Source organism: Phaeobacter sp. SYSU ZJ3003 (assembly GCF_041300735.1).
GTDB classification, from domain to species: Bacteria; Pseudomonadota; Alphaproteobacteria; order Rhodobacterales; family Rhodobacteraceae; genus Phycobacter; species Phycobacter gallaeciensis_A.
In genome coordinates this window covers 191,677-210,413 of the sequence record NZ_PXNU01000001.1, presented here as the reverse complement: position 1 = coordinate 210,413, position 18,737 = coordinate 191,677, and the positions used below count along the sequence as shown (strand labels likewise).

At 63.4% G+C, this 18,737-nt stretch carries 23 protein-coding genes; 15 read left to right on the top strand and 8 right to left on the bottom strand.

All coding sequences use genetic code 11. The annotated features are described in order from the left end of the window. Positions 1-16: 16 nt before the first annotated feature. The gene (locus tag C6W91_RS01010; protein WP_370570398.1) at positions 17-409 is read right to left on the bottom strand and encodes a GFA family protein; all 393 of its coding nucleotides are present in this window, start codon (positions 407-409) and stop codon (positions 17-19) included. Positions 410-604: 195 nt separating this feature from the next. On the opposite strand from C6W91_RS01010, the gene C6W91_RS01005 reads away from it, so the two are divergent. Next, entirely contained in the window at positions 605-1,216 is a 612-nt protein-coding gene (locus C6W91_RS01005; RefSeq protein ID WP_274868054.1) for a hypothetical protein, read from the top strand. Here the strand turns inward: C6W91_RS01005 and C6W91_RS01000 are convergent, their stop codons facing one another. Continuing rightward, positions 1,217-1,903 carry a YafY family protein gene (locus C6W91_RS01000; RefSeq protein WP_065273147.1) on the bottom strand — a complete coding sequence of 229 codons (687 nt, stop codon included), beginning with the start codon at positions 1,901-1,903 and terminating at the stop codon, positions 1,217-1,219. 33 nt (positions 1,904-1,936) lie between these two features. After that, a complete protein-coding gene (locus C6W91_RS00995) occupies positions 1,937-2,257 on the bottom strand; it encodes a hypothetical protein (RefSeq protein WP_274831847.1) in 321 nt (106 codons plus the stop codon). 221 nt (positions 2,258-2,478) lie between these two features. On the opposite strand from C6W91_RS00995, the gene C6W91_RS00990 reads away from it, so the two are divergent. From C6W91_RS00990 to C6W91_RS00925, 14 genes are all read left to right on the top strand, one after another. Further along, complete coding sequence (locus C6W91_RS00990) at positions 2,479-2,694, top strand: twin-arginine translocase TatA/TatE family subunit (protein ID WP_274828764.1); 216 nt, start codon at positions 2,479-2,481, stop codon at positions 2,692-2,694. A gap of 6 nt (positions 2,695-2,700) precedes the next feature. Continuing rightward, positions 2,701-3,174 carry a Sec-independent protein translocase protein TatB gene (gene tatB / locus C6W91_RS00985; protein WP_274868052.1) on the top strand — a complete coding sequence of 158 codons (474 nt, stop codon included), beginning with the start codon at positions 2,701-2,703 and terminating at the stop codon, positions 3,172-3,174. Beyond that, positions 3,171-4,094, top strand: a complete 924-nt coding sequence (locus C6W91_RS00980) for a twin-arginine translocase subunit TatC (RefSeq protein WP_274839333.1) — start codon at positions 3,171-3,173, stop codon at positions 4,092-4,094. Before tatB ends, C6W91_RS00980 begins: the two co-directional genes overlap by 4 nt. A 109-nt stretch (positions 4,095-4,203) precedes the next feature. Further along, entirely contained in the window at positions 4,204-5,355 is a 1,152-nt protein-coding gene (locus tag C6W91_RS00975; protein ID WP_370570397.1) for an MHYT domain-containing protein, read from the top strand. Between the two features lie 398 nt (positions 5,356-5,753). Next, positions 5,754-6,608, top strand: coding sequence for a xanthine dehydrogenase family protein subunit M (locus tag C6W91_RS00970; protein WP_274868050.1), 855 nt, complete (start codon positions 5,754-5,756; stop codon positions 6,606-6,608). Positions 6,609-6,619: 11 nt separating this feature from the next. Beyond that, complete coding sequence (locus C6W91_RS00965) at positions 6,620-7,111, top strand: (2Fe-2S)-binding protein (protein ID WP_274868049.1); 492 nt, start codon at positions 6,620-6,622, stop codon at positions 7,109-7,111. After that, the gene (locus C6W91_RS00960) at positions 7,108-9,522 is read left to right on the top strand and encodes an aerobic carbon-monoxide dehydrogenase large subunit (RefSeq protein ID WP_274868048.1); all 2,415 of its coding nucleotides are present in this window, start codon (positions 7,108-7,110) and stop codon (positions 9,520-9,522) included. The genes C6W91_RS00965 and C6W91_RS00960 overlap by 4 nt, the downstream gene beginning before the upstream one ends. 42 nt (positions 9,523-9,564) lie before the next feature. After that, on the top strand, positions 9,565-10,431 hold the full coding sequence (locus tag C6W91_RS00955; protein WP_274868047.1) for a MoxR family ATPase: 867 nt from the start codon (positions 9,565-9,567) through the stop codon (positions 10,429-10,431). Further along, positions 10,428-11,606 (top strand): VWA domain-containing protein, encoded by a 1,179-nt coding sequence (locus C6W91_RS00950; RefSeq protein WP_274868045.1) that lies wholly within the window; start codon positions 10,428-10,430, stop codon positions 11,604-11,606. The genes C6W91_RS00955 and C6W91_RS00950 overlap by 4 nt, the downstream gene beginning before the upstream one ends. An 8-nt stretch (positions 11,607-11,614) precedes the next feature. Continuing rightward, positions 11,615-12,469, top strand: coding sequence for an XdhC family protein (locus C6W91_RS00945; RefSeq protein ID WP_370570396.1), 855 nt, complete (start codon positions 11,615-11,617; stop codon positions 12,467-12,469). Next, complete coding sequence (locus tag C6W91_RS00940; RefSeq protein ID WP_274828748.1) at positions 12,462-12,584, top strand: hypothetical protein; 123 nt, start codon at positions 12,462-12,464, stop codon at positions 12,582-12,584. The genes C6W91_RS00945 and C6W91_RS00940 overlap by 8 nt, the downstream gene beginning before the upstream one ends. A gap of 13 nt (positions 12,585-12,597) precedes the next feature. Beyond that, positions 12,598-13,050: a carbon monoxide dehydrogenase subunit G gene (locus C6W91_RS00935; protein ID WP_065273159.1), complete on the top strand. Its 453-nt coding sequence runs from the start codon at positions 12,598-12,600 to the stop codon at positions 13,048-13,050. A 205-nt stretch (positions 13,051-13,255) separates the two neighbouring features. Then, complete coding sequence (locus C6W91_RS00930; protein ID WP_274868043.1) at positions 13,256-14,098, top strand: ATP-binding protein; 843 nt, start codon at positions 13,256-13,258, stop codon at positions 14,096-14,098. Between the two features lie 3 nt (positions 14,099-14,101). Then, positions 14,102-14,506, top strand: coding sequence for a GFA family protein (locus C6W91_RS00925; protein WP_274868042.1), 405 nt, complete (start codon positions 14,102-14,104; stop codon positions 14,504-14,506). Between the two features lie 31 nt (positions 14,507-14,537). Here C6W91_RS00925 and C6W91_RS00920 read toward each other — a convergent pair whose 3' ends face one another. The 5 genes from C6W91_RS00920 to C6W91_RS00900 form a co-directional block, all read right to left on the bottom strand. Continuing rightward, positions 14,538-15,743, bottom strand: a complete 1,206-nt coding sequence (locus tag C6W91_RS00920) for a peptidoglycan DD-metalloendopeptidase family protein (protein WP_274868041.1) — start codon at positions 15,741-15,743, stop codon at positions 14,538-14,540. 161 nt (positions 15,744-15,904) lie between these two features. Beyond that, positions 15,905-16,552 (bottom strand): protein-L-isoaspartate(D-aspartate) O-methyltransferase, encoded by a 648-nt coding sequence (locus C6W91_RS00915; RefSeq protein ID WP_065273163.1) that lies wholly within the window; start codon positions 16,550-16,552, stop codon positions 15,905-15,907. Beyond that, a complete protein-coding gene (gene surE, locus C6W91_RS00910) occupies positions 16,549-17,334 on the bottom strand; it encodes a 5'/3'-nucleotidase SurE (protein ID WP_065273164.1) in 786 nt (261 codons plus the stop codon). Before surE ends, C6W91_RS00915 begins: the two co-directional genes overlap by 4 nt. 362 nt (positions 17,335-17,696) lie before the next feature. Further along, positions 17,697-18,347, bottom strand: a complete 651-nt coding sequence (locus C6W91_RS00905; protein WP_274868040.1) for an SDR family oxidoreductase — start codon at positions 18,345-18,347, stop codon at positions 17,697-17,699. Between the two features lie 54 nt (positions 18,348-18,401). Continuing rightward, positions 18,402-18,668 carry a hypothetical protein gene (locus C6W91_RS00900; RefSeq protein WP_065273165.1) on the bottom strand — a complete coding sequence of 89 codons (267 nt, stop codon included), beginning with the start codon at positions 18,666-18,668 and terminating at the stop codon, positions 18,402-18,404. Positions 18,669-18,737: the final 69 nt, after the last annotated feature.

The window sequence follows — 18,737 nt, the reverse complement described above, 5'->3', positions numbered from 1 at the left end:
CACTCCGTCCTTGGCGTTATGTCGGTGCACCGTCGTATTGCGGGGCATCGTCGCAAATCTCGTACCAATCGGCCTTGTCAGCGACGAACTCGTGAAACTGGTTGCTGACGCCGATATCGCCATCCAGCGCGCTTGCCGCGATTGCGATACGCTCGTCCTCGGCCAGGATTTCCCCCAGCGAGGTGCCGCAGATCTTGCAGAAACAGCGGATGAAATTGAAGGGCGGCTCAGGCGTGTAGGTGGTGACCTGATCCTTGCCCTTGGTCCATTGCACGTCTCCGGGCCGCACAAGCACGATGGCGCTGGTGCCGACCTTGCGGCAGCGGGAGCAATGGCAGGTACCCATCATCGGCGGCTGCACGGTCAGTTGAAATTGTACCGCGCCGCAACAGCAGATTCCCTGGACCATGTGGTGTGCCTTCCCGCGTGATGAACTGGGCAAACGCTAGGGGAACAGCTGCAAGGCTGCAATATATGGGCGGGCGGGGCAGAGGTGACTTTCCCGTGAAGCGCGCGCACCGGCGGGCCGAGCCGCCCCACGGGGTGACGTCTTGAACCGATGTTTCTGCCGTTGTCTTATACTCGGGCACGGGAGGCACAGAACATGCCGGAAGAGCCAGAGACCGAACCAGAGATCCCGCCTTGGGCCGCCAGAAATTTGCGTGGGGTGCGCCTGATTGCCCATCTCACTTGGCTGGGAGGCCTTGGGGCGATCTATGCAACAGGGGGGCTGGTCTGGATCACGTTGCAGAACGCCGGGGTGTCCATGGTGTCCTGGTCGCGGGGCGTGTCCCTGTTCATACCCGTCGCGTTGTTTCACGCCGTGCCGCTGATCGTGCTCGCCCTTGTGGAGATTTCGGCCTGCAAGGCGGCAATCCGCGGGCGCAAAAGCAAGTGGCGAGAGTATGTCCTCGCGGTTCTGGTGCCCGCTGTTTCGGTTGCCGAGCCAAAGGATGCGGGCAGGCTATGGGCTGCGCTTTCGGGCGCTGGCCTGCTGTCGGTCGTCTGGGTCTGCTATTCGCTGTTCACCCTTGCCTCCTATCAGGGGCCGGGCGGCTTTGCTGAGGCGGTGATCATGACGCTTGCCCTGTTTCCGCTGACCCTTGGCGCGCTGATGTTGCATGTTGCGCTGGCTGCGGCCATCGGCGGGGCGCTGGGCAGCGGCATCTATGTGCTTGTCCGCCGCCGCGGCAGAAAGCAGGACAAAGGTGAGTGATCAGCTCTCCTCCTTGTCGCGGTAGGGATCGTAATCCGACAGCCGCTTGCCCGGCTCATCGACGAACAACTCGGGCAGGGCGGTGGCCTCTTCGATCAGATCGACGCGGAAGACACGGAAATCCTCGCGCGCTTCGCACCAGGCGGTAAGGGTCCAGACTCGGCCCCAGTATTCCATGTGCAGCGGGCGGATTTTGCGCCGGGTCATTTCGCCATCGATGCGGCGATAGGTGATCTGCAGCTTCTGGCGCGCCTTGATCGCAGCCCGCAGGGTGGGCATCTGGGCAAAGCCCCGCGCCGCATCGGCAAAGGGGTAGACGGCGAATTTCCAGGCATCCGCCTCGGCGATGGTCTCGGCAGGCAGCACCGCGTCCACCTTGGCCGCCAGGGACTGCGCGGCGGATTTAAGGTCCGGATCGGCGGCCTCGGCGACGATGGCCATGCCGAGGTTCAGCGCCTCCAGCTCTTCCGGGGTTAGTGTGAGGGGCGGCAGGGTGATCGCTTCGCGCACCATATAGCCGACGCCGCGCTCCCCTTCGACCGGCACGCCTGAGGCGACTAACGTGTCCATGTCGCGGTATATGGTGCGGGTGGAAACCTCCAGCCGTGCGGCGATGTCCTGCGCGCGGTGCAACTTCCCGTCGCGCAGGATCTGGATGATTTCAAAAAGGCGGTCGGTGCGGCGCATGACCCTAGCCTTGGCCCGCGCCGCACCGTTAGGTCAAGCCGCCATCTGCCACAGGATGTCTTCGTGGCGCATGTCGATGCTGCCGGGCTCAATCGCCTGCATCAACGCCGCGGCAAAGGGTTGCTTGGGAAAGGCCTCTGCTGCCGCCATGGCCGCCGCGTGATCGCGCCAGACCACGTGATCGCTCCAGCGGCCATCAGCGCCGCAGCTGAGGCGGCGGAACATGAACCCTGGCTGCGCCCGCACAAAGGCTTCGCTTTGCTGGCTGATCTCGACAAAGGCCGCCGGGGTGATTCCGTTCGCCAGGGTGAAGGTAACGATTTCGGCAACCGGAGTGGTCTGGGTGTCTGTCATATCGGTGTCTCCTTATTGATGTGACAGGCTGGACCTAGCAGGGAGCAACTGACATAAACCTGTCAGTTGTGTTTGAGTGGATGCGGATTTCAGTGATTTTTGCCCTGCCTGAGCCCCCCGACAGCCTGCCAGATCTATGCGGCAGCGCGGCGCGTCCGTAAAAATGGGGATGACAGACAAAACCGGTGCGGATGGGCACCGGATAAGAAGGAGACACTCACATGCTTAACAATATCGGCCTTCCGGGCATTCTGCTGATCGCCGTCGTGGTTCTGGTCCTGTTTGGCCGCGGCAAGATTTCCTCGCTGATGGGCGAAGTCGGCAAAGGCATCACCGCCTTCAAGAAAGGCGTGAAAGACAGCACCGAGGAACTGGAGCAGGACGCCGCTGCCGACGCCAAGGACATCACCCCCGAGACCGAAAAAGACAAGGCGTAATCCGCCATGTTCGATCTTGGGTGGACCGAACTCATGGTGGTCGGGATCGTTGCGCTGATCGTGGTCGGTCCCAAGGATCTGCCCGTGCTGTTCCGCAACGTCGGCCGCTTCGTGGGCAAGGCCAAGGGTATGGCCCGTGAATTCAGCCGCGCGATGAATGACGCCGCCGATGAGGCGGGCGTCAAGGATATGGCGCAGGGGCTGAAGGCAGCGACCAATCCAGTTGGCACGGCCATGGACGGTGTCAAAGAGGCGGCGCAGGATATGGCCAAATCGATTGACCCAACCAAATTCGATCCGGACAGCGAAACCGGAAAGCTGGCCGCCGAACGCGCCGCCGATGCCAGGAAGATCCAGGAGGCCACCGCCCGCGCCGCATCTGACCGCCAGGCTCGTGAGGCCGAAGAGGCCGCAGCGGCAGCGGAGGCGGCCAAGGCAGGTGCCGGGGAGCCGGATCAAGACAAAGAGACCAAATCATGAGTCAAACGGATGATATCGAGGACTCCACAGCGCCGCTGATCGAGCATCTGGCAGAGCTGCGCACCCGCCTGATCCGGGCGGTGGGGGCCTTTATCGTCGGGATCGTGCTAGCCTTTACCGTGGCCGAGCCGATCCTGCAGTTCTTGCTGGGGCCGATCGAGGCCACCCTGCGCGAGCTGGGCGACCCGTCGCCGACGTTGCAATATACCAGCCCGCAGGAATACCTGTTCACGCTGTTCCGGATCTCGATGGTTTTCGGCTTTGCCTTGTCCTTTCCGGTGATCGGCTTCCAATTGTGGCGGTTCGTGGCACCCGGCCTATACAAGACCGAGAAGAACGCCTTCTTGCCGTTCCTGATCGCGGCGCCGGTGATGTTCCTTCTGGGCGCATCTTTTGCGCATTTCGTCGTCACCCCTCTGGCGATGGCCTTTTTCCTTGGCTTTGCGGATGTGTCGTCGATCTTTGCCAACCTTCTGTCCGGAACGGTCAATGACCTGCCGACGGATGCGGCGGTGGTGCCGGAAACAGCTGACGGCGTGCGCATCACCTTCTTTGGTAAGGTGAACGAGTCGCTGGATATCACGCTGAAGTTCATCATGGCCTTTGGCCTGTGCTTCCAGCTGCCGGTGCTGCTGACCCTGATGGGCAAGGCCGGTCTGGTCAGCGCCGAAGGTCTGGGATCGGTGCGCAAATACGCGGTTGTGGCCATTCTGGTGCTGGCCGCGCTGGTGACGCCGCCGGATGTGATCACCCAGCTGATCCTGTTCACGGTTGTCTATGGGCTTTACGAGATTTCGATCTTCCTGGTCAGCCGGGTCGAGAAGAAACGCGAAGAAAAGCTGCGCGAAGAAGGCTATTACGATGACGAGGATGAAGAGGATCCTCTGATGGCCGAGTTCGACGAAGACGACGACAAGTGATCAACTGACAGAACATCAAGGCGCGCCCCCTGGGGCGCGTCTTTTTCTATGCGCGGGTGAAATTTTGCGGATATGCTGACGCAGTGCTGCATGGGGAAGGGAGGCCCTTTTGCTCGACTACAGTCATAACAGCCTGTTTGTTCTGGCATCTTTGGCCATTGCCCTGATCGCGGGGTTTTCCGGCCTGTCACTGACGCAGGGCGCCTCGCAGATGTCGGCGCCGGTGCGCAAGATCGTGGTCTCGGCGGCGTCGGTGATCCTGGGCAGCGGCATCTGGTCGATGCATTTCGTGGCGATGCTGGGGCTGGAGCTGCCGGTGGCCTATTACTTTGATCCGCTGGTGACACTGATTTCGGCCCTGACGGCGATCCTGTTCATGGGGCTGGCGCTGCTGATCGTGCATTTCGGCACCCGGACACGAGGCAAGATCATGCTGGCCGGGGTCATCATGGGAAGCGGCATTGCGGCGATGCATTACATCGGAATGTCGGGGATGGAGCTGTGCGTGCCGAACTATACTCCGGCACAGATCGCCATGGCTTTTGCCGCCTCCATCGCGCTCAGCATGGCGTCGTTTCAGGTCTCCTATGGCCACCGCAGCGCCCGCAATATCGTGCTGGGCACCTTTGGGTTTGGCATCGCCGTTTTTGCCGTGCATTTCATCGCCATGGCGGGCACGGGTTTCACCCAATCTGCCGAATACACCACCTTTGTACGGCCGATGAGCCGGGGCGTGCTGGCCTTTGGGGTTACCCTGTCCGCCTTTGTGCTCTCGGGCAGTTTCCTGCTTAGCGGCGCCACCTTTGCCACCCGGCTGAGCGGGGAGGGAACTGCGCAGACCGGGAAGGCCGACGTGCAGCCGCATGTGGCGGAGGTGACCGATCCGGGGGCGACCCGGCCTGAAGAGGATACCGCCGAGATCCCGCAGGAGGCCCGCATTCCCTACGAATCCGATGCGCGCACCCATTTCATCAGCCCGGACAGCGTGTCGGCCATCCGCGCCGAAGGTCACTACACCGTGCTCTACAGCGGCGAGGCGAAGCTATTCTGTCCCTGGTCAATCTCAGAGGCCGAAACCCGCACCGCCAACGGCAGTTTCATCCGCACCCACCGCAGCTATCTGGTGAACCTGGCGCATGTCACAAGTTTCGAGCGCAAGAAGGACAACGGCGTGTGTTACTTCGATGAAACCCCTGCGCTGCCCAAGGTGCCTGTCAGCCGCTCCCGCTTGAGCGAGGTGCGGGCAAAGCTGGGCATGTAGCGGAGGGCAGGGCAGGGTGCCTGCGGTTCTGCCTGCATCCTCCAGCCCCCCCCTCCAGTCCTCGGGCGGGTCTGACGGCTTTTCAGTGGCCGACGACTTTTGGACCCGGAACCATTGGGCGTCACAGCGCAGCCCAACACCTCCCTATCTGACACTCCCGAATGGGCCGTGACGGGGCTCTGCTCATTGCGCCGGACACCTGCGCTTTGCCGCCGCGACTCGTGCTGCATGTTCTGGTTGTGCCTGGCGGCGAAACTCCCTGTCTGACGGGGCTTTCGCAACTCGTGCAGCCCATTCGCATTTCGTGAACGCAACCTCGGCGGTCGTTCCCGCAGCCTCGCCCCAGGGCGGCAGCGGCGCCTTTACTATCCGCAATCCGGAATTCAGGGAGGAAACGGATGATACCCTCAGAGTTTGAATACCACCGGCCCGGCAGTATCGACGCGGCCCTGGCGGTATTGCAGGAACACGGCGACGATGCCCGTGTCATGGCAGGCGGGCACAGCCTGATCCCGATGATGAAACTGCGCATGGCCGATGTACCGCATCTGATCGACCTGCAATCCATCGCCGAGCTGAAAGGCATCGCGGTGGATGGTGGAACCGTAACAATCGGTGCAATGACCACCCAGCACGAGCTGATCACCAATGGAGATCTGGCAGACGCAGCGCCGATCCTGCGCGAGGCGGCCCTGCTGATCGCCGATCCCCAGGTGCGCTATGTGGGTACCATCGGCGGCAATGTGGCCAATGGCGATCCTGGCAACGACATGCCGGGGCTGATGCAGTGCCTTGATGCCACCTTCACGTTGCAGGGTCCCGGTGGCACCCGCGAGGTCAAGGCGCGCGACTTCTATGAAGCGGCCTATATGACCGACCGCGAGGATGACGAGATCCTGACCGAGATTTCCTTTGCCGCGCCGAAGGGCGGGCAGGCCTATGAAAAACAAAAGCGAAAGATCGGCGATTACGCCACGGCGGCGGCGGCTGTGATCCTAGAGAAGGTGGACGGCAAGGTGGCCTCTGCCTCGATCGCAATGACCAACCTCAGCGATACGCCGGTGTTCTCCGAGGATGCGGGCGCGGCGCTGGTGGGCAGGGACTGCGGCGCCGATGCTATCGCCGATGCGGTCAGCGCCATGCTGGGCGACATCGACCCGACCGAGGACAACCGCGGACCGGTTGAGTTCAAGAAACACGTGGCTGGCGTCATCCTGCGCCGCGCCATCGAACGCGCCTGGTCGCGGGCCTGAGGGAGGACACCATGGGAAAACAAATCATCACCCTGACGGTGAACGGCGAGAAACACGAGGTCGCCGCCGAGCCGCGCGAGCTCTTGGTGCACACCCTGCGCGAGGGGCTGAACCTCACTGGCCCGCATGTGGGCTGTGAAACCTCGCATTGCGGCGCCTGCACCGTCGATATCGACGGTAAGTCGGTGAAATCCTGCACCATGTTCGCCGCCCAGGCAGATGGCGCCGAAATCACCACCATCGAAGGTATCGCCGCGCCCGACGGCATGCACATCCTGCAGGAAATGTTCCGCGAACATCACGGGCTTCAGTGCGGGTTCTGCACCCCCGGTATGATCACGCGGGCCTATCGCCTGCTTCAGGAGAACCCCAACCCGACCGAGGAAGAGGTTCGTTTCGGTATCGCCGGCAACCTTTGCCGCTGCACCGGCTATCAGAACATCGTCAAGTCGATCCTCGCCGCTGCGGCCGAGATCAACGCATCCAAGGAGGCCGCACAATGAAGGATTTGGAGGACCGTCAGGAACGGATCGACAATCTCAAGGGCATGGGCTGCTCGCGCAAGCGGGTCGAGGATGCCCGGTTCACCCAAGGTAAGGGCAACTACGTCGATGACGTCAATCTGCCGGGCATGCTGCACGGGGATTTCGTGCGCTCGCCCTATGCGCACGCGCGGGTGAAATCGATCAATATCGATGCCGCCATGGCGCTGGATGGTGTTGTCGCGGTGCTGACCGCCAAGGACCTTGAACCGCTGGCCCTGCACTGGATGCCCACCCTTGCGGGCGACAAGCAGATGGTGCTGGCCGATGGCAAGGTGCTGTTCCAGGGGCAGGAGGTCGCCTTTGTGGTGGCCAAGGACCGCTATATCGCCGCCGACGCGGTGGAACTGGTCGAGGTGGAATACGAAGAACTTCCGGTTCTGGTGGATCCCTTCGAGGCGCTGCAATCCGATGTCGTCCTGCGCGAAGACATCAAGGATGAAAAAGAGGGCGCCCATGGCCCCCGCCGCCATCACAACCATATCTTCCTCTGGGAAGAGGGCGACAAGGAGGCCACCGAACAGGTTCTGGACGAGGCCGAAGTGGTCGCCGAAGAGATGGTCTATTACCACCGCACCCATCCGTGCCCGCTGGAACCCTGCGGCTCTGTCGCCAGCATGGACAAGATCAACGGCAAACTGACCCTCTGGGGCACCTTCCAGGCGCCGCATGTGGTGCGCACCGTGGCCTCGATCCTGTCGGGTATCGAGGAACACAACATCCGCGTGATCTCCCCCGATATCGGCGGCGGTTTCGGCAACAAGGTCGGCGTCTATCCGGGCTATGTCTGCTCTATCGTTGCGACCATCGTCACCGGCCAGCCGGTGAAGTGGATCGAGGACCGGATGGAAAACCTGATGGCCACGGCCTTTGCCCGCGACTACTGGATGAAGGGCAGGATCAGCGCCACCAAGGAGGGCAAGATCACCGGGCTGCACTGCCATGTGACCGCCGACCACGGCGCGTTCGATGCCTGCGCCGACCCGACCAAATTCCCGGCTGGTTTCTTCCACATCTGCACCGGCTCCTATGACATCCCGGTCGCCTATGTGGGCGTTGACGGTGTCTATACCAACAAGGCGCCGGGGGGCGTGGCCTATCGCTGCTCCTTCCGGGTAACGGAGGCCGCCTATTTCATCGAGCGCATGATCGAAGTCTTGGCGATGGAGCTGAACATGGACGCAGCCGAACTGCGCCGGATCAACTTCATCAAGGCCGATCAGTTCCCCTATCAGTCTGCACTGGGTTGGGAATATGACTCCGGCGATTATCACACTGCCTGGGACAAGGCGCTGGCCGCCGTCGGCTATGACGATCTGCGCGCCGAGCAGGCGCAGCGGGTGGAGGACTTCAAGGCCGGAAAAACCCGCAAGCTTCTGGGCATTGGTCTGACGCATTTCACCGAGATCGTCGGCGCGGGTCCGGTGAAGAACTGCGATATCCTTGGCATGGGGATGTTTGATAGCTGCGAGATCCGCATTCACCCAACGGGCTCGGCCATCGCACGCCTTGGCACCATCAGCCAGGGGCAGGGCCATGCGACCACCTTCGCGCAGATCCTGGCCTCGGAAATCGGTCTTTCGGCTGACAGCATCACCATCGAGGAAGGCGACACCGACACCGCGCCTTACGGTCTGGGCACCTACGGCTCGCGCTCCACACCCGTTGCCGGTGCTGCCACTGCCATGGCGGGGCGCAAGATCCGCGCCAAGGCGCAGATGATCGCGGCTTACTTGCTGGAAGTGCATGACAACGATCTGGAATGGGACGTGGACCGGTTCGTGGTCAAGGGTGCGCCCGAGCGCTTCAAGACCATGAAGGACATCGCCTATGCGGCCTACAATCAGGCCATCCCGGGCGTTGAGCCGGGGCTTGAGGCGGTCAGCTATTATGATCCGCCCAACATGACCTATCCCTTTGGCGCTTATATCTGCGTCATGGAGGTGGACGTTGACACCGGTGAGCATGAAATCCGCCAGTTCTACGCACTGGACGATTGCGGCACCCGGATCAACCCGATGGTCATCGAAGGGCAGGTGCACGGTGGTTTGACAGAGGCCCTCGCCATCGCCATGGGGCAAGAGATCGCCTATGACGATATGGGCAACTGCAAGACCGGCACGCTGATGGATTTCTTCATCCCGACTGCCGTTGAGACGCCGCATTACACCACCGATCACACCGAAACCCCCAGCCCGCATCACCCGATCGGCGCCAAGGGGGTGGGCGAAAGCCCCAACGTGGGTGGTGTTCCGGCCTTCTCCAATGCGGTGCATGACGCCTTCCGTGCCTTTGGCCTGCGCCAAAGCCATATGCCCCACGATCACTGGCGGATCTGGAAGATCGCCAATGATCTGGGCTTGCACGGCTAAACGGAGAATGGGGGGCCGTTCCGGCGGCCCTCCTATCACATCATGACATATCTCGACCTTCAGAAAGACCTGGCAGAACAAGGCTATGTCGCCTCGGATGATCTGGCGATGGCGCTGCATCTTGCGGTGACACTGGGCCGTCCGCTGCTCTTGGAAGGGGCTGCCGGTGTCGGCAAGACCGAGGTCGCCCGCGCCCTGGCCACCGCCCGCGACACCCGACTGATCCGGCTACAGTGCTATGAAGGGCTGGATGCCGCACAGGCGATCTATGAATGGAATTACCAGCGCCAGCTGCTGGCGATCCAGGCCTCCGGCAAGACCGGCAAGGAGGCCGAGGCGCAGATTTTCTCTGAAGACTACCTGTTGGAGCGCCCGCTGTTGCAGGCGATCCGCCAGGACATTCCCCCGGTGCTGCTGATTGACGAAATCGACCGCGCCGATGAAGAATTCGAGGCCTACCTTCTGGAGGTGCTCGCCGATTTCCAGATCACAGTGCCGGAGCTTGGCACCCTCACCGCCAAAAGCCGCCCGCTGGTGATCCTGACGGCAAACGGCACCCGCGATCTGTCGGACGCGTTGCGCCGACGTTGCCTTTACGCCCATGTGGACTATCCCGACCGCAAAACCGAACTCGCCATTCTGGACGCGCGCTGTCCGGGGGTGAGTGCCCATCTTGCAGGGCAGATCATCGGTTTCGTTCAGGATCTGCGCAAGGAAGATCTGGTGAAGAAACCCGGCGTGGCCGAGATGCTGGATTTCGCCGCTGCCCTTGCTGGGCTTGGGGTTGGCGACCTTACCGATGACCCCACCGCCCTGATGGCGGCCATGGCAACCTTGCTGAAGACCGAGGCCGACCGCAGCGCGGTTCCGGCAGAGGTCGCCCAGCGGCTGGCGGGGCGCGCCGCATGAGCCGGGTGACCAAATTCGCGGGCCGCGATCCCGGCCCCGGTGCGCGCGTTGCGGGCTTCATGGCGCATCTGCGTGCCCATGGCTTTGCCTTGGGTGTGGCCGAAACCGGCACCGCGCTGGCGGCCCTTGGCGCGGTAAAGGCGAGCGATCCGTCAGAGGCGCGCGCCGCCCTGCGTGCCGTCTGCGCAGGCCGCGCCGAGGATGTGGAACGCTTTGATGCGCTCTTTGACAGCTTCTGGATGGATGCGGGCCGCGTGCGGCAGAAGACCGTGCCCAGCGAAAAGGCCAACAAGAGTGATGACATGCGCTCCTCGCGCAAGGATGCAGGCGAGACAGAGGCAGAAGGTGCAGGCACAATTCACGGCAGCGGCGGCGGCGAGGCGGAAAGCGACGGCGTGGGGCGGCTCGTCGCCTCGGATGTGAAGAACCTGATGAAGAAGGACCTGCGCGATCTGGTCGACCCTGAGGACATCCGCAAGGCCGAAGCGGTCGCCCTGCGGCTGGGGCAGGCGCTGCGCGACAAACGTTCCCGCAGGCGCAAGGCGGCGCGGCGGGGCAGGGCGGTGGATTTTCGCCGCACCATCCGCAAGGCGTTGGCCACCGGTGGCGTGCCCCTGCGGCTGGCCCGGCGCACCCGTCCCGACCGCCCCGTGAAGATCGTTGCCCTGTGTGATGTGTCGGGATCAATGCTGGTCTATGCGCGCACCTTCCTGGCTTTTTTGGCGGGGCTGATGCGGGCCGATGCAAATTCAGACGCCTATCTCTTTCACACCCGCCTTGTGCGCATTGCCGAGGCTTTGCGCGAAGAGGACCCGATGCGCGCGCTCAACCGGGTGACGCTGATGGCCGAGGGCATCGGCGGAGGCAGCTGCATCGGCGGCGCGCTCCAGCATTTCGCGGCGACCTATGCGCGCCGCTTCGTCGATGGGCGTTCGGTGGTGATCATCCTGTCCGATGGCTACGACAGCGACCCGCCGGAACATATGGCAGCGGCGCTGGAGGCGCTAAAGCGGCGCGGCTGCCGGATCGTCTGGCTCAATCCGCTGAAGGGCTGGAAGGGCTACGAGCCGATTGCACGCGGCATGGCGGCTGCCCTGCCGTACTTGGATCTGTTCGAGGCGGCCAACACGCTGGAGGCACTGGCCAGCCTCGATCAAAAACTGGGGGCGATATGAGTTTCATCATGGCAGGACATTCATCACTGGGACCACGCCTGGAACAGGATCTGGCCCGCGAAACCGAGGCGCGGCGCAGCGTCGGCGAACCCTTTGCCATGGCGACCGTGGTGCGGACCGTGGCGGCGACCTCGGCCAAGCCGGGCGCCAAGGCGCTGATAGATGCGCGGGGCGAGATCGTCGTCGGTTTCTTAGGCGGGGGCTGCGTGCGCGGCGCCGTGGGCCGCGCCGCGCGCGAGGCAATCGAGAGTGGCGCGCCGCAGCTTCTGTCGATTGGACCGGAAGAATTGCTCGCAGAGGCGGGCGTCAGCGCAGGTGAGGAACGCGACGGCATCAAATACGCCCGGAACGGCTGCCCCAGTAAGGGTGTGCTGGACATTTTCGTGGAACCCGTGCTGCCGTTTCCGGCGCTGGTGGTATGCGGCTCCGGCCCGGTGGCGCAGGCGCTGGTGGAGCTGTCGGCGCGGTTTGAGTTCGACCGCACCCTGTGCCTGCCCGGTCCGCAGGAGGTTGACCTGCCCATGCCCGACCGGGTGGTGGAACATTTCGACGAACACCCGATCTGGGACAGCGCGCCCTTTGTGGTGGTCGCAACCCAGGGGCGCGGGGACGAGGCGGCGCTCCGCCGCGCGCTCATGCAGAAGGCGCGCTATATCGGCTTTGTTGGTAGCCGCCGCAAGTTCGCCACCCTGTCGCATCGTCTTCAGGACAAGGGTGTGTCGCCTGAGGCTCTTGCCAGCGTAAAGGCGCCCGCAGGCGTTGATATCCACGCCATCACCCCGGATGAGATCGCGCTGTCGATCCTTGCCGAACTGGTACAGCGCCGCCGGGCGCTTCAGCGCGGGGAGGCGGCAGATGCGTGAGTTGACCCGACGTCTGACCCGCCCCCTGACCCGCAGCCTGTGGCGGCGTCTTTTCCCCGAATTGAGTGACGCGCAGGCCAAGGTTCTGGCCTCCGTCAAATTCCCCTGTTGCTAGAAGGAAAACGAGCATGGAACTGAGCGACGAAATCTTCATCAACGCCCCGCGAGACGAGGTTTACGCGGCCCTCAACGACCCTGAAGTGCTGCAAAAGGCGATCCCCGGCTGCGAGGAGCTGATCAAACATTCCGACACCGAGCTGGAAGCCAAGGTGGTGCTGAAAATCGGCCCGGTGAAGGCGAAGTTCTCAGGGCAGGTGACCCTCTCTCCCGATGCCCCGCCCGAGCGGTTCTCACTGACAGGTCAGGGCAATGGCGGCGCGGCGGGCTTTGCCAAGGGCGGTGCCGAGGTGGTGCTGACCGAACAGGATGGCGGCACCCTGCTGACCTATACCGCCAAGGCCGATATCGGCGGCAAGCTGGCACAGCTCGGCAGTCGCCTGATTCAGAGCACGGCCAAGAAGCTGGCTGCCAAGTTCTTCAAGAGCTTTTCCGAGGAAATGGAAAAAGCCGAGGCGGCCTGAAACAACGGCCGCACCGCAAGAGGCAGGGCGAGCAGGAGGCAGCATGGCAGCAGGTAAGAAGCCCGAAATGGGCACCAGAACCGAGAGAAGAGAGGGGGCGGCGCGCATGTGTCGCCCCCTTTGCCGTGCCGCCACCCGGCAAAGCATCTTGTTGCTAGGGTCGGAACATGGTTTGTCATGCGCAACAATCGATACGGAGGACCCGATGAACGAGGATGCATTGACGCGCATTGCCGAGGCTTTGGAGCGGATGTCGCCCGCACCGCTGGCGGCCCCTGATTTCGATGCTGCTCCGGCCTTTGTCTGGCACGTGGCCCCGGACAGACTGGCGCCGGTCGAAACGGTGAACCGCGTCGATCTGGATCTTCTGGTGGGGATCAACCGTTCGCGCGATACGCTGCTGGAAAACACCCGCCGCTTCGCACAAGGTGCCGCCGCCAATAACGCCTTGTTGTGGGGCGCGCGGGGTATGGGAAAATCCAGCCTTGTCAAAGCGATACATGGTAACCTTGTCGCGGAACACCCGGATCTGAAACTGGTGGAATTGCAGCGCGAGGATCTGCCTTCAGTGGCGCGGCTGTTGAACCATCTGCGCGGCTCCTCGAAACGTTTTGTGCTGTTCTGCGATGATCTGTCGTTCAGTCATGATGATCAGCACTACAAAAGCCTGAAGGCTGTACTGGATGGCGGTATCGAAGGGCGCCCGGAGAATGTGGTGTTCTACGCGACATCGAACCGGCGTCACCTGATGCCGCGCGACATGATCGAAAACGAACGCTCCAGCGCCATCACCCCCTCCGAAGCGGTGGAGGAAAAGGTCTCGCTCAGCGATCGGTTCGGACTGTGGCTGGGCTTCCACCCGTGTGATCAGGATGAATACCTGGAGATGATCGAAGGCTATTGCACCGCCTATGGGGTGACTGCCGATCCTGAGGTGATCCGCGCTGAGGCCATCGAATGGCAGGCGACGCGCGGGGCGCGCTCGGGGCGGGTGGCCTGGCAGTATTTCACCGATCTGGCCGGGCGTCATGGCGTCAGGCTGAGCTGAGCCGTGGCAGAGGCGCAGGCAGAGTTTTCCGCCGGATGCCTGTGCGGCGCGGTGCGTATCACCGCGCGGGGCAGGCCGCGCCGCGTGGGGATCTGCCATTGCCTTGAGTGCCGCAAACACCACGGCGCGCTGTTCTATGCGGCCGCCGTATTTCCTGAAGATGCGGTGTCCGTCACCGGAGAGACCGGCGCCTATGAGGGGCGCCATTTCTGCCCGCGCTGCGGCTCCTCCGTCTTTGCCCGTACGGATGATGAGATTGAGCTGCATCTCGGCGCGCTGGACGCGCCGGATCAACTGGTGCCGGAGTATGAGATCTGGACCCGGCGCCGGGAAAGCTGGCTGCCTGAGTTTGCGCAGATGCAGCGCTTCTCGGGCAACCGGGAGGGCGGTCAGTCCGACGAAGACTGACCGCGCAGGGGCTGACGCCGCGGGACAAGAGTCAGTTCAGATAGGGCAGCGGATCCAGGCTTTCATAGCCATTGCGGACCTCGAAATGCAGGAAGGCATCGTCGCCATCGCGCAGTTTGGCGATGGGCTGGCCACGGGTGACCTTGTCGCCCTTCTTCACCGAGATATCCGTGACATTCACATAAAGCGTCAGCAGCTTGTTGGAGTGACGCACCACGATGATCGGGATGTTCTTTGAATCCTTGGTGATCGCGGCGACGGTACCGGCATCTGCAGCCATGACCGCAGCGCCCGGCGCCCCGGCGATATCGATGCCTTCGTTGCGCCCCTTGGAGTAGGTCGAGATGATCTTGCCCTGCAGGGGATAGGCCATGGCGGCGTCATTCTTGCGCGTCGGCTCCGGCACCTCGACCTTGGGCAGCGGGGCGACCTCTTCCGCAGCCGGGGCGATATCCTCATCCGGTAGCGGTTTGGTGGCGCTCGGCGGTGTTGGCGTGGCGCTGCCTGCGCCGGGTGGAGTGATTTCTGCGGCGGGCTGTGCCGGCGCGCTCTGATCCTTCAGCGGGATCAGCAGATACTGACCTTCGCGGATGGAGAAATCACTGCCCAGACCGTTCCATTCGGCTAGCGCCTTGACCGGCACCTGATAGAGGCGCGAGATCGTATAGGCGGTTTCACCGCGCACCACCTTGTGACGCACCGGCTCGGGGCCGTCCTGCACCTCGGTTGGGGCCGGGCGGGGCGTCGGTTTCAGCTCGGTCGTGGTGACCGATCCGGGGTTGGGCGATGTTTCGGGGGCCTGGTCGATGGCCTGTCCAGCCAGCGAGGCGATGTCGACTCCGCCGGGCTGGGCGGTTCCTGCTGTTACCGGCGCATCGGGCGCGCGGCGCGGCAAGGCCAGAACCTCGCCTTTGCGCAGGGTATCGCCGGGCTGCATGCCGTTGAAGCGTGCCACTTCACCGCTGGGCAGGCCGATCCGGGTTGCCACATCAGCCACCGTATCGCCGCGCTGGGCGACGGCCACTTGATAGGAGGGATAGGTGATCAACCCGCGCGCATCCGGAGCCGGGCGGTCGCTGGTGGCGCTTTTGGCTGCTGAAGTGGTGTTGAAGGCGCCGATCTGCCCCCTCAGGTCATAATCCAGCGGCCCGTCACAGGCGGCAAGTAGGGCAGCGACTGGCAATATCGCCAAGGTCTTTGCCACGCGTCGGGACAGGATGGGGGCGTTCTGTGTCATCTCGCTCTCCTCGGAACACGTCATTTGGAGCTGGCGCCCGTGCCGGTTCGGATCAGGAAGCTCCGGGCAGGACCGCAACGTCGGCGTCTTTTGTTGTTCACTGCGACAGAGCAGGATCCGGGAAAGGAGGCATTGCCCTGATGCGGTGGCTTTTCCCCTATCTACGTGTCTTTTCCCAGGCCCTCAAGAAGGGGCACGAAGCGAACCGGGCGCAATTCGTCATATTCAAGGCCGGTTTCGGACTTGCGCACCCGGATCAGCGTTTGCACCGTGTCCGACTGGCCCACCGGAACGATCATGATGCCACCGGGTTTCAGTTGCGCCAGCAGCGGGCCGGGCGGATCCTCGGCGGCGGCGGTGACGATGATGCGGTCAAACGGCGCCTGATCCGGCAGACCATGGCTGCCGTCGCCCACCAGCGAGGTGATATTGGGCAGGTGCAGCGCATCAAACAGGGCCCGGGCCTCACGCACCAGCCGGGCGTGGCGGTCGATGGTATAGACCCGGCGCGCCAGTTTCGACAGGATTGCCGCCTGATAACCAGAGCCGGTGCCGACCTCCAAAACCGTGTCGCGCGGCGAAATCTGCGCCGCCTGCGTCATCAGTCCAACAACCGACGGCTGCGAAATCGTCTGGCCGCAGGCGATCGGCAGCGGCATGTCCTCATAGGCGCGTTCGGCAAAGATCCCGCGCACAAAAGGGCCACGGTCGATCTGTTCCATGGCCTCAAGGACCTGACTATCGGTGACCCCGCGCGAGCGGAGCGCAAAAAGGAACTGCATCTTGGTTTCAGGATCGGGTGCGGTCATTCCAGAACCTTGAGCGCGTGGAGGGCGTCATGGGCGGTCAGATCCGCGCGCATCGGGGTGACCGAGATATAGCCGTCCAGATTGACCGAAGCATCGGTGTCCGGCGCGGTGTGCACGTGCTGATCGCCGCCCTTGATCCAGACGTAGCGCCGCCCGTTCGGCGATTGCTGCTCCTGGGCCGAGAACCGGGTGCCATGGCGCATGCCCTGGGCCACGGCGCGGGCGCCCTTGACGGCGGCGGCGGGCACCGGTGGGAAGTTGATGTTGTAAAACAGCCGGTAGCCTTCGGTGGGCTCCTGCGGGCTGGCCTTCAGAATGTCGCGGATCAGCGCGGCGCCATGTTCGGCAGAGGCTTCGAAAGGGTTGTCGAGCTGCGCGTTGTGCGGCCCGAAATACTGCGATAGCGCCATCGCCGGAATGCCCTGCAAGGCTGCTTCCATCGCGCCGCCAAGGGTGCCGGAATAAAGCGCGTTCTCGGCGGAATTGTTGCCCCGGTTGATGCCCGACAGGACCAGATCCGGCATCACATCTTCCATCGCCACGTGCACGCCAGCCAGTACGCAGTCGGCGGGAGAGCCTTCGGTGGCAAAGCGGCGCTCGCCCAGCTGGCTCAGCATCGAGGGGCGGGTGTAGCTGATACAGTGACCGACGCCGGATTGCTCGAACGCGGGGGCAACGGTCCAGACCTCACCATCTGGTCCGGCAACCTCATGCGCAATGGCTTCCAGAACCGTCAGCCCCGGAGCGTTGATCCCGTCGTCGTTGGTAACCAGAATGCGCATCACGTTCCCCTGTCTTGGTTTTGATCTGAATAGGACGTGGGGAATGAGGGGGCAAGTCTTTCACGGAAGGCCTGCGCGCGAAGTGGGGAACGGGGCAAAGGCGCCACAGCTTGTTACAGGTTAGGTCAGGTTTCACCCGCACCCGGGATCGCTCCCGCCTGCTTTGGGTGCATCCTGCGAATGCCCCCGCACAGTTGGGCCGGGCAGGCTGACGCCTGCGGAGCAGGAGGAGCGGACGGGATAAGGCGCAACCGCGCCGAGGCACAGGCGCGGCGCCCGGCCCAACGCCGATCCGTATATCTGTGATATGAGAGAGCTGGGGCGGGAGCCGCGATTTGGCTGGTTCCCGCTGATGCTGTCGCTTAGTCGTCGTTCAGGATCAGGGGCAGCAGGCGCGCGGCCTCATCCTGTACTGGTGTCAGCGCCTCGCGATCTTCACCGGGGAAGAAACGTGCGCGCAGGGCGGTGGGCATCGGCTGCGGCTGCAAGATCTCGACCCGCGGACCAGTTTTGACGCTTTCGGCCTGCCAGCTGCGTGCCAGCGCCATCTGTGCGGTCTTGGTTGCGCCATAGGCGCCAAAGAATTTCTCGCCACCGCGCGGATCGTCAAAGAATACCGCCCGCCCGGTCTGGCCCAGCAGCGGCGCCAGATAGGGGATCAGCACCGAGGTTGCGGTAGCGTTCACCGCAACGGATTTTTCCCAGTCCTTGGGCGCCACAAATGGCGCCGGGCTGAGCGGGGCTGCGTGGATGGCGGTATGCAGCCAAAGATCCAACTGGCCCCAACGGTCGTGGATGCCGCGGCAGAGGGTTGCCATGGCCTCGGGGACGGTGATGTCCATCGGTGCCAGCGTGGCGCTGCCGCCCTTGGCCTTGATCCGGTCGTCTAGCTCTTCCAGAGCGCCGGTGGTGCGGGCCACGGCAACGATGTGATGCGTCGGGGCAAGCGCCTCGGCCAGAGCGGCGCCAAGGCCGCGCGATGCGCCGGTGATAAGAGCAAGTTTCTGTGTCATGTCCGCCTTTTGGGCCTGTTGAGGCATCGGGTCAAGGGGCTGATGCGCGGCAGATTAGCTGCCGGGCATGGTCATCTGCACCGTGGTATTGCCGGAGCGGATCAGCAGGCCGCGCTTGTCGATGGCGATGATCTCGGACCGACCGAGGCGCTGCCCGGTGGTCACCTTGCGGGTGCGCCCACCTGGAAACTGCACCAGCGCCGACAGATTGTCTTCGGAGCCGAAAATACCAAGGAGGGCGATGCGGCCCTCGGGGGCCTCTACGTGCTGCGTAGCGGTTGCGGCCACCTGGGCCGGTGTCGATGTACGTGTCTTTGTCATTCGGAGTGTTTGCTTTGCAAGCTTGGGGGAAGTCGTCCGCCCGGATGGACCCGGCATGGGTCCGGGCAG

Coding starts and splice junctions, on each gene's coding strand:
- C6W91_RS01010 (WP_370570398.1), bottom strand. CDS start 409: ATGGTCCAGGGAATCTGCTGTTGCGGCGCGGTACAATTTCAACTGACC.
- C6W91_RS01005 (WP_274868054.1), top strand. CDS start 605: ATGCCGGAAGAGCCAGAGACCGAACCAGAGATCCCGCCTTGGGCCGCC.
- C6W91_RS01000 (WP_065273147.1), bottom strand. CDS start 1,903: ATGCGCCGCACCGACCGCCTTTTTGAAATCATCCAGATCCTGCGCGAC.
- C6W91_RS00995 (WP_274831847.1), bottom strand. CDS start 2,257: ATGACAGACACCCAGACCACTCCGGTTGCCGAAATCGTTACCTTCACC.
- C6W91_RS00990 (WP_274828764.1), top strand. CDS start 2,479: ATGCTTAACAATATCGGCCTTCCGGGCATTCTGCTGATCGCCGTCGTG.
- tatB (WP_274868052.1), top strand. CDS start 2,701: ATGTTCGATCTTGGGTGGACCGAACTCATGGTGGTCGGGATCGTTGCG.
- C6W91_RS00980 (WP_274839333.1), top strand. CDS start 3,171: ATGAGTCAAACGGATGATATCGAGGACTCCACAGCGCCGCTGATCGAG.
- C6W91_RS00970 (WP_274868050.1), top strand. CDS start 5,754: ATGATACCCTCAGAGTTTGAATACCACCGGCCCGGCAGTATCGACGCG.
- C6W91_RS00965 (WP_274868049.1), top strand. CDS start 6,620: ATGGGAAAACAAATCATCACCCTGACGGTGAACGGCGAGAAACACGAG.
- C6W91_RS00960 (WP_274868048.1), top strand. CDS start 7,108: ATGAAGGATTTGGAGGACCGTCAGGAACGGATCGACAATCTCAAGGGC.
- C6W91_RS00955 (WP_274868047.1), top strand. CDS start 9,565: ATGACATATCTCGACCTTCAGAAAGACCTGGCAGAACAAGGCTATGTC.
- C6W91_RS00950 (WP_274868045.1), top strand. CDS start 10,428: ATGAGCCGGGTGACCAAATTCGCGGGCCGCGATCCCGGCCCCGGTGCG.
- C6W91_RS00945 (WP_370570396.1), top strand. CDS start 11,615: ATGGCAGGACATTCATCACTGGGACCACGCCTGGAACAGGATCTGGCC.
- C6W91_RS00940 (WP_274828748.1), top strand. CDS start 12,462: ATGCGTGAGTTGACCCGACGTCTGACCCGCCCCCTGACCCGCAGCCTG.
- C6W91_RS00935 (WP_065273159.1), top strand. CDS start 12,598: ATGGAACTGAGCGACGAAATCTTCATCAACGCCCCGCGAGACGAGGTT.
- C6W91_RS00930 (WP_274868043.1), top strand. CDS start 13,256: ATGAACGAGGATGCATTGACGCGCATTGCCGAGGCTTTGGAGCGGATG.
- C6W91_RS00920 (WP_274868041.1), bottom strand. CDS start 15,743: ATGACACAGAACGCCCCCATCCTGTCCCGACGCGTGGCAAAGACCTTG.
- C6W91_RS00915 (WP_065273163.1), bottom strand. CDS start 16,552: ATGACCGCACCCGATCCTGAAACCAAGATGCAGTTCCTTTTTGCGCTC.
- surE (WP_065273164.1), bottom strand. CDS start 17,334: ATGCGCATTCTGGTTACCAACGACGACGGGATCAACGCTCCGGGGCTG.
- C6W91_RS00905 (WP_274868040.1), bottom strand. CDS start 18,347: ATGACACAGAAACTTGCTCTTATCACCGGCGCATCGCGCGGCCTTGGC.
- C6W91_RS00900 (WP_065273165.1), bottom strand. CDS start 18,668: ATGACAAAGACACGTACATCGACACCGGCCCAGGTGGCCGCAACCGCT.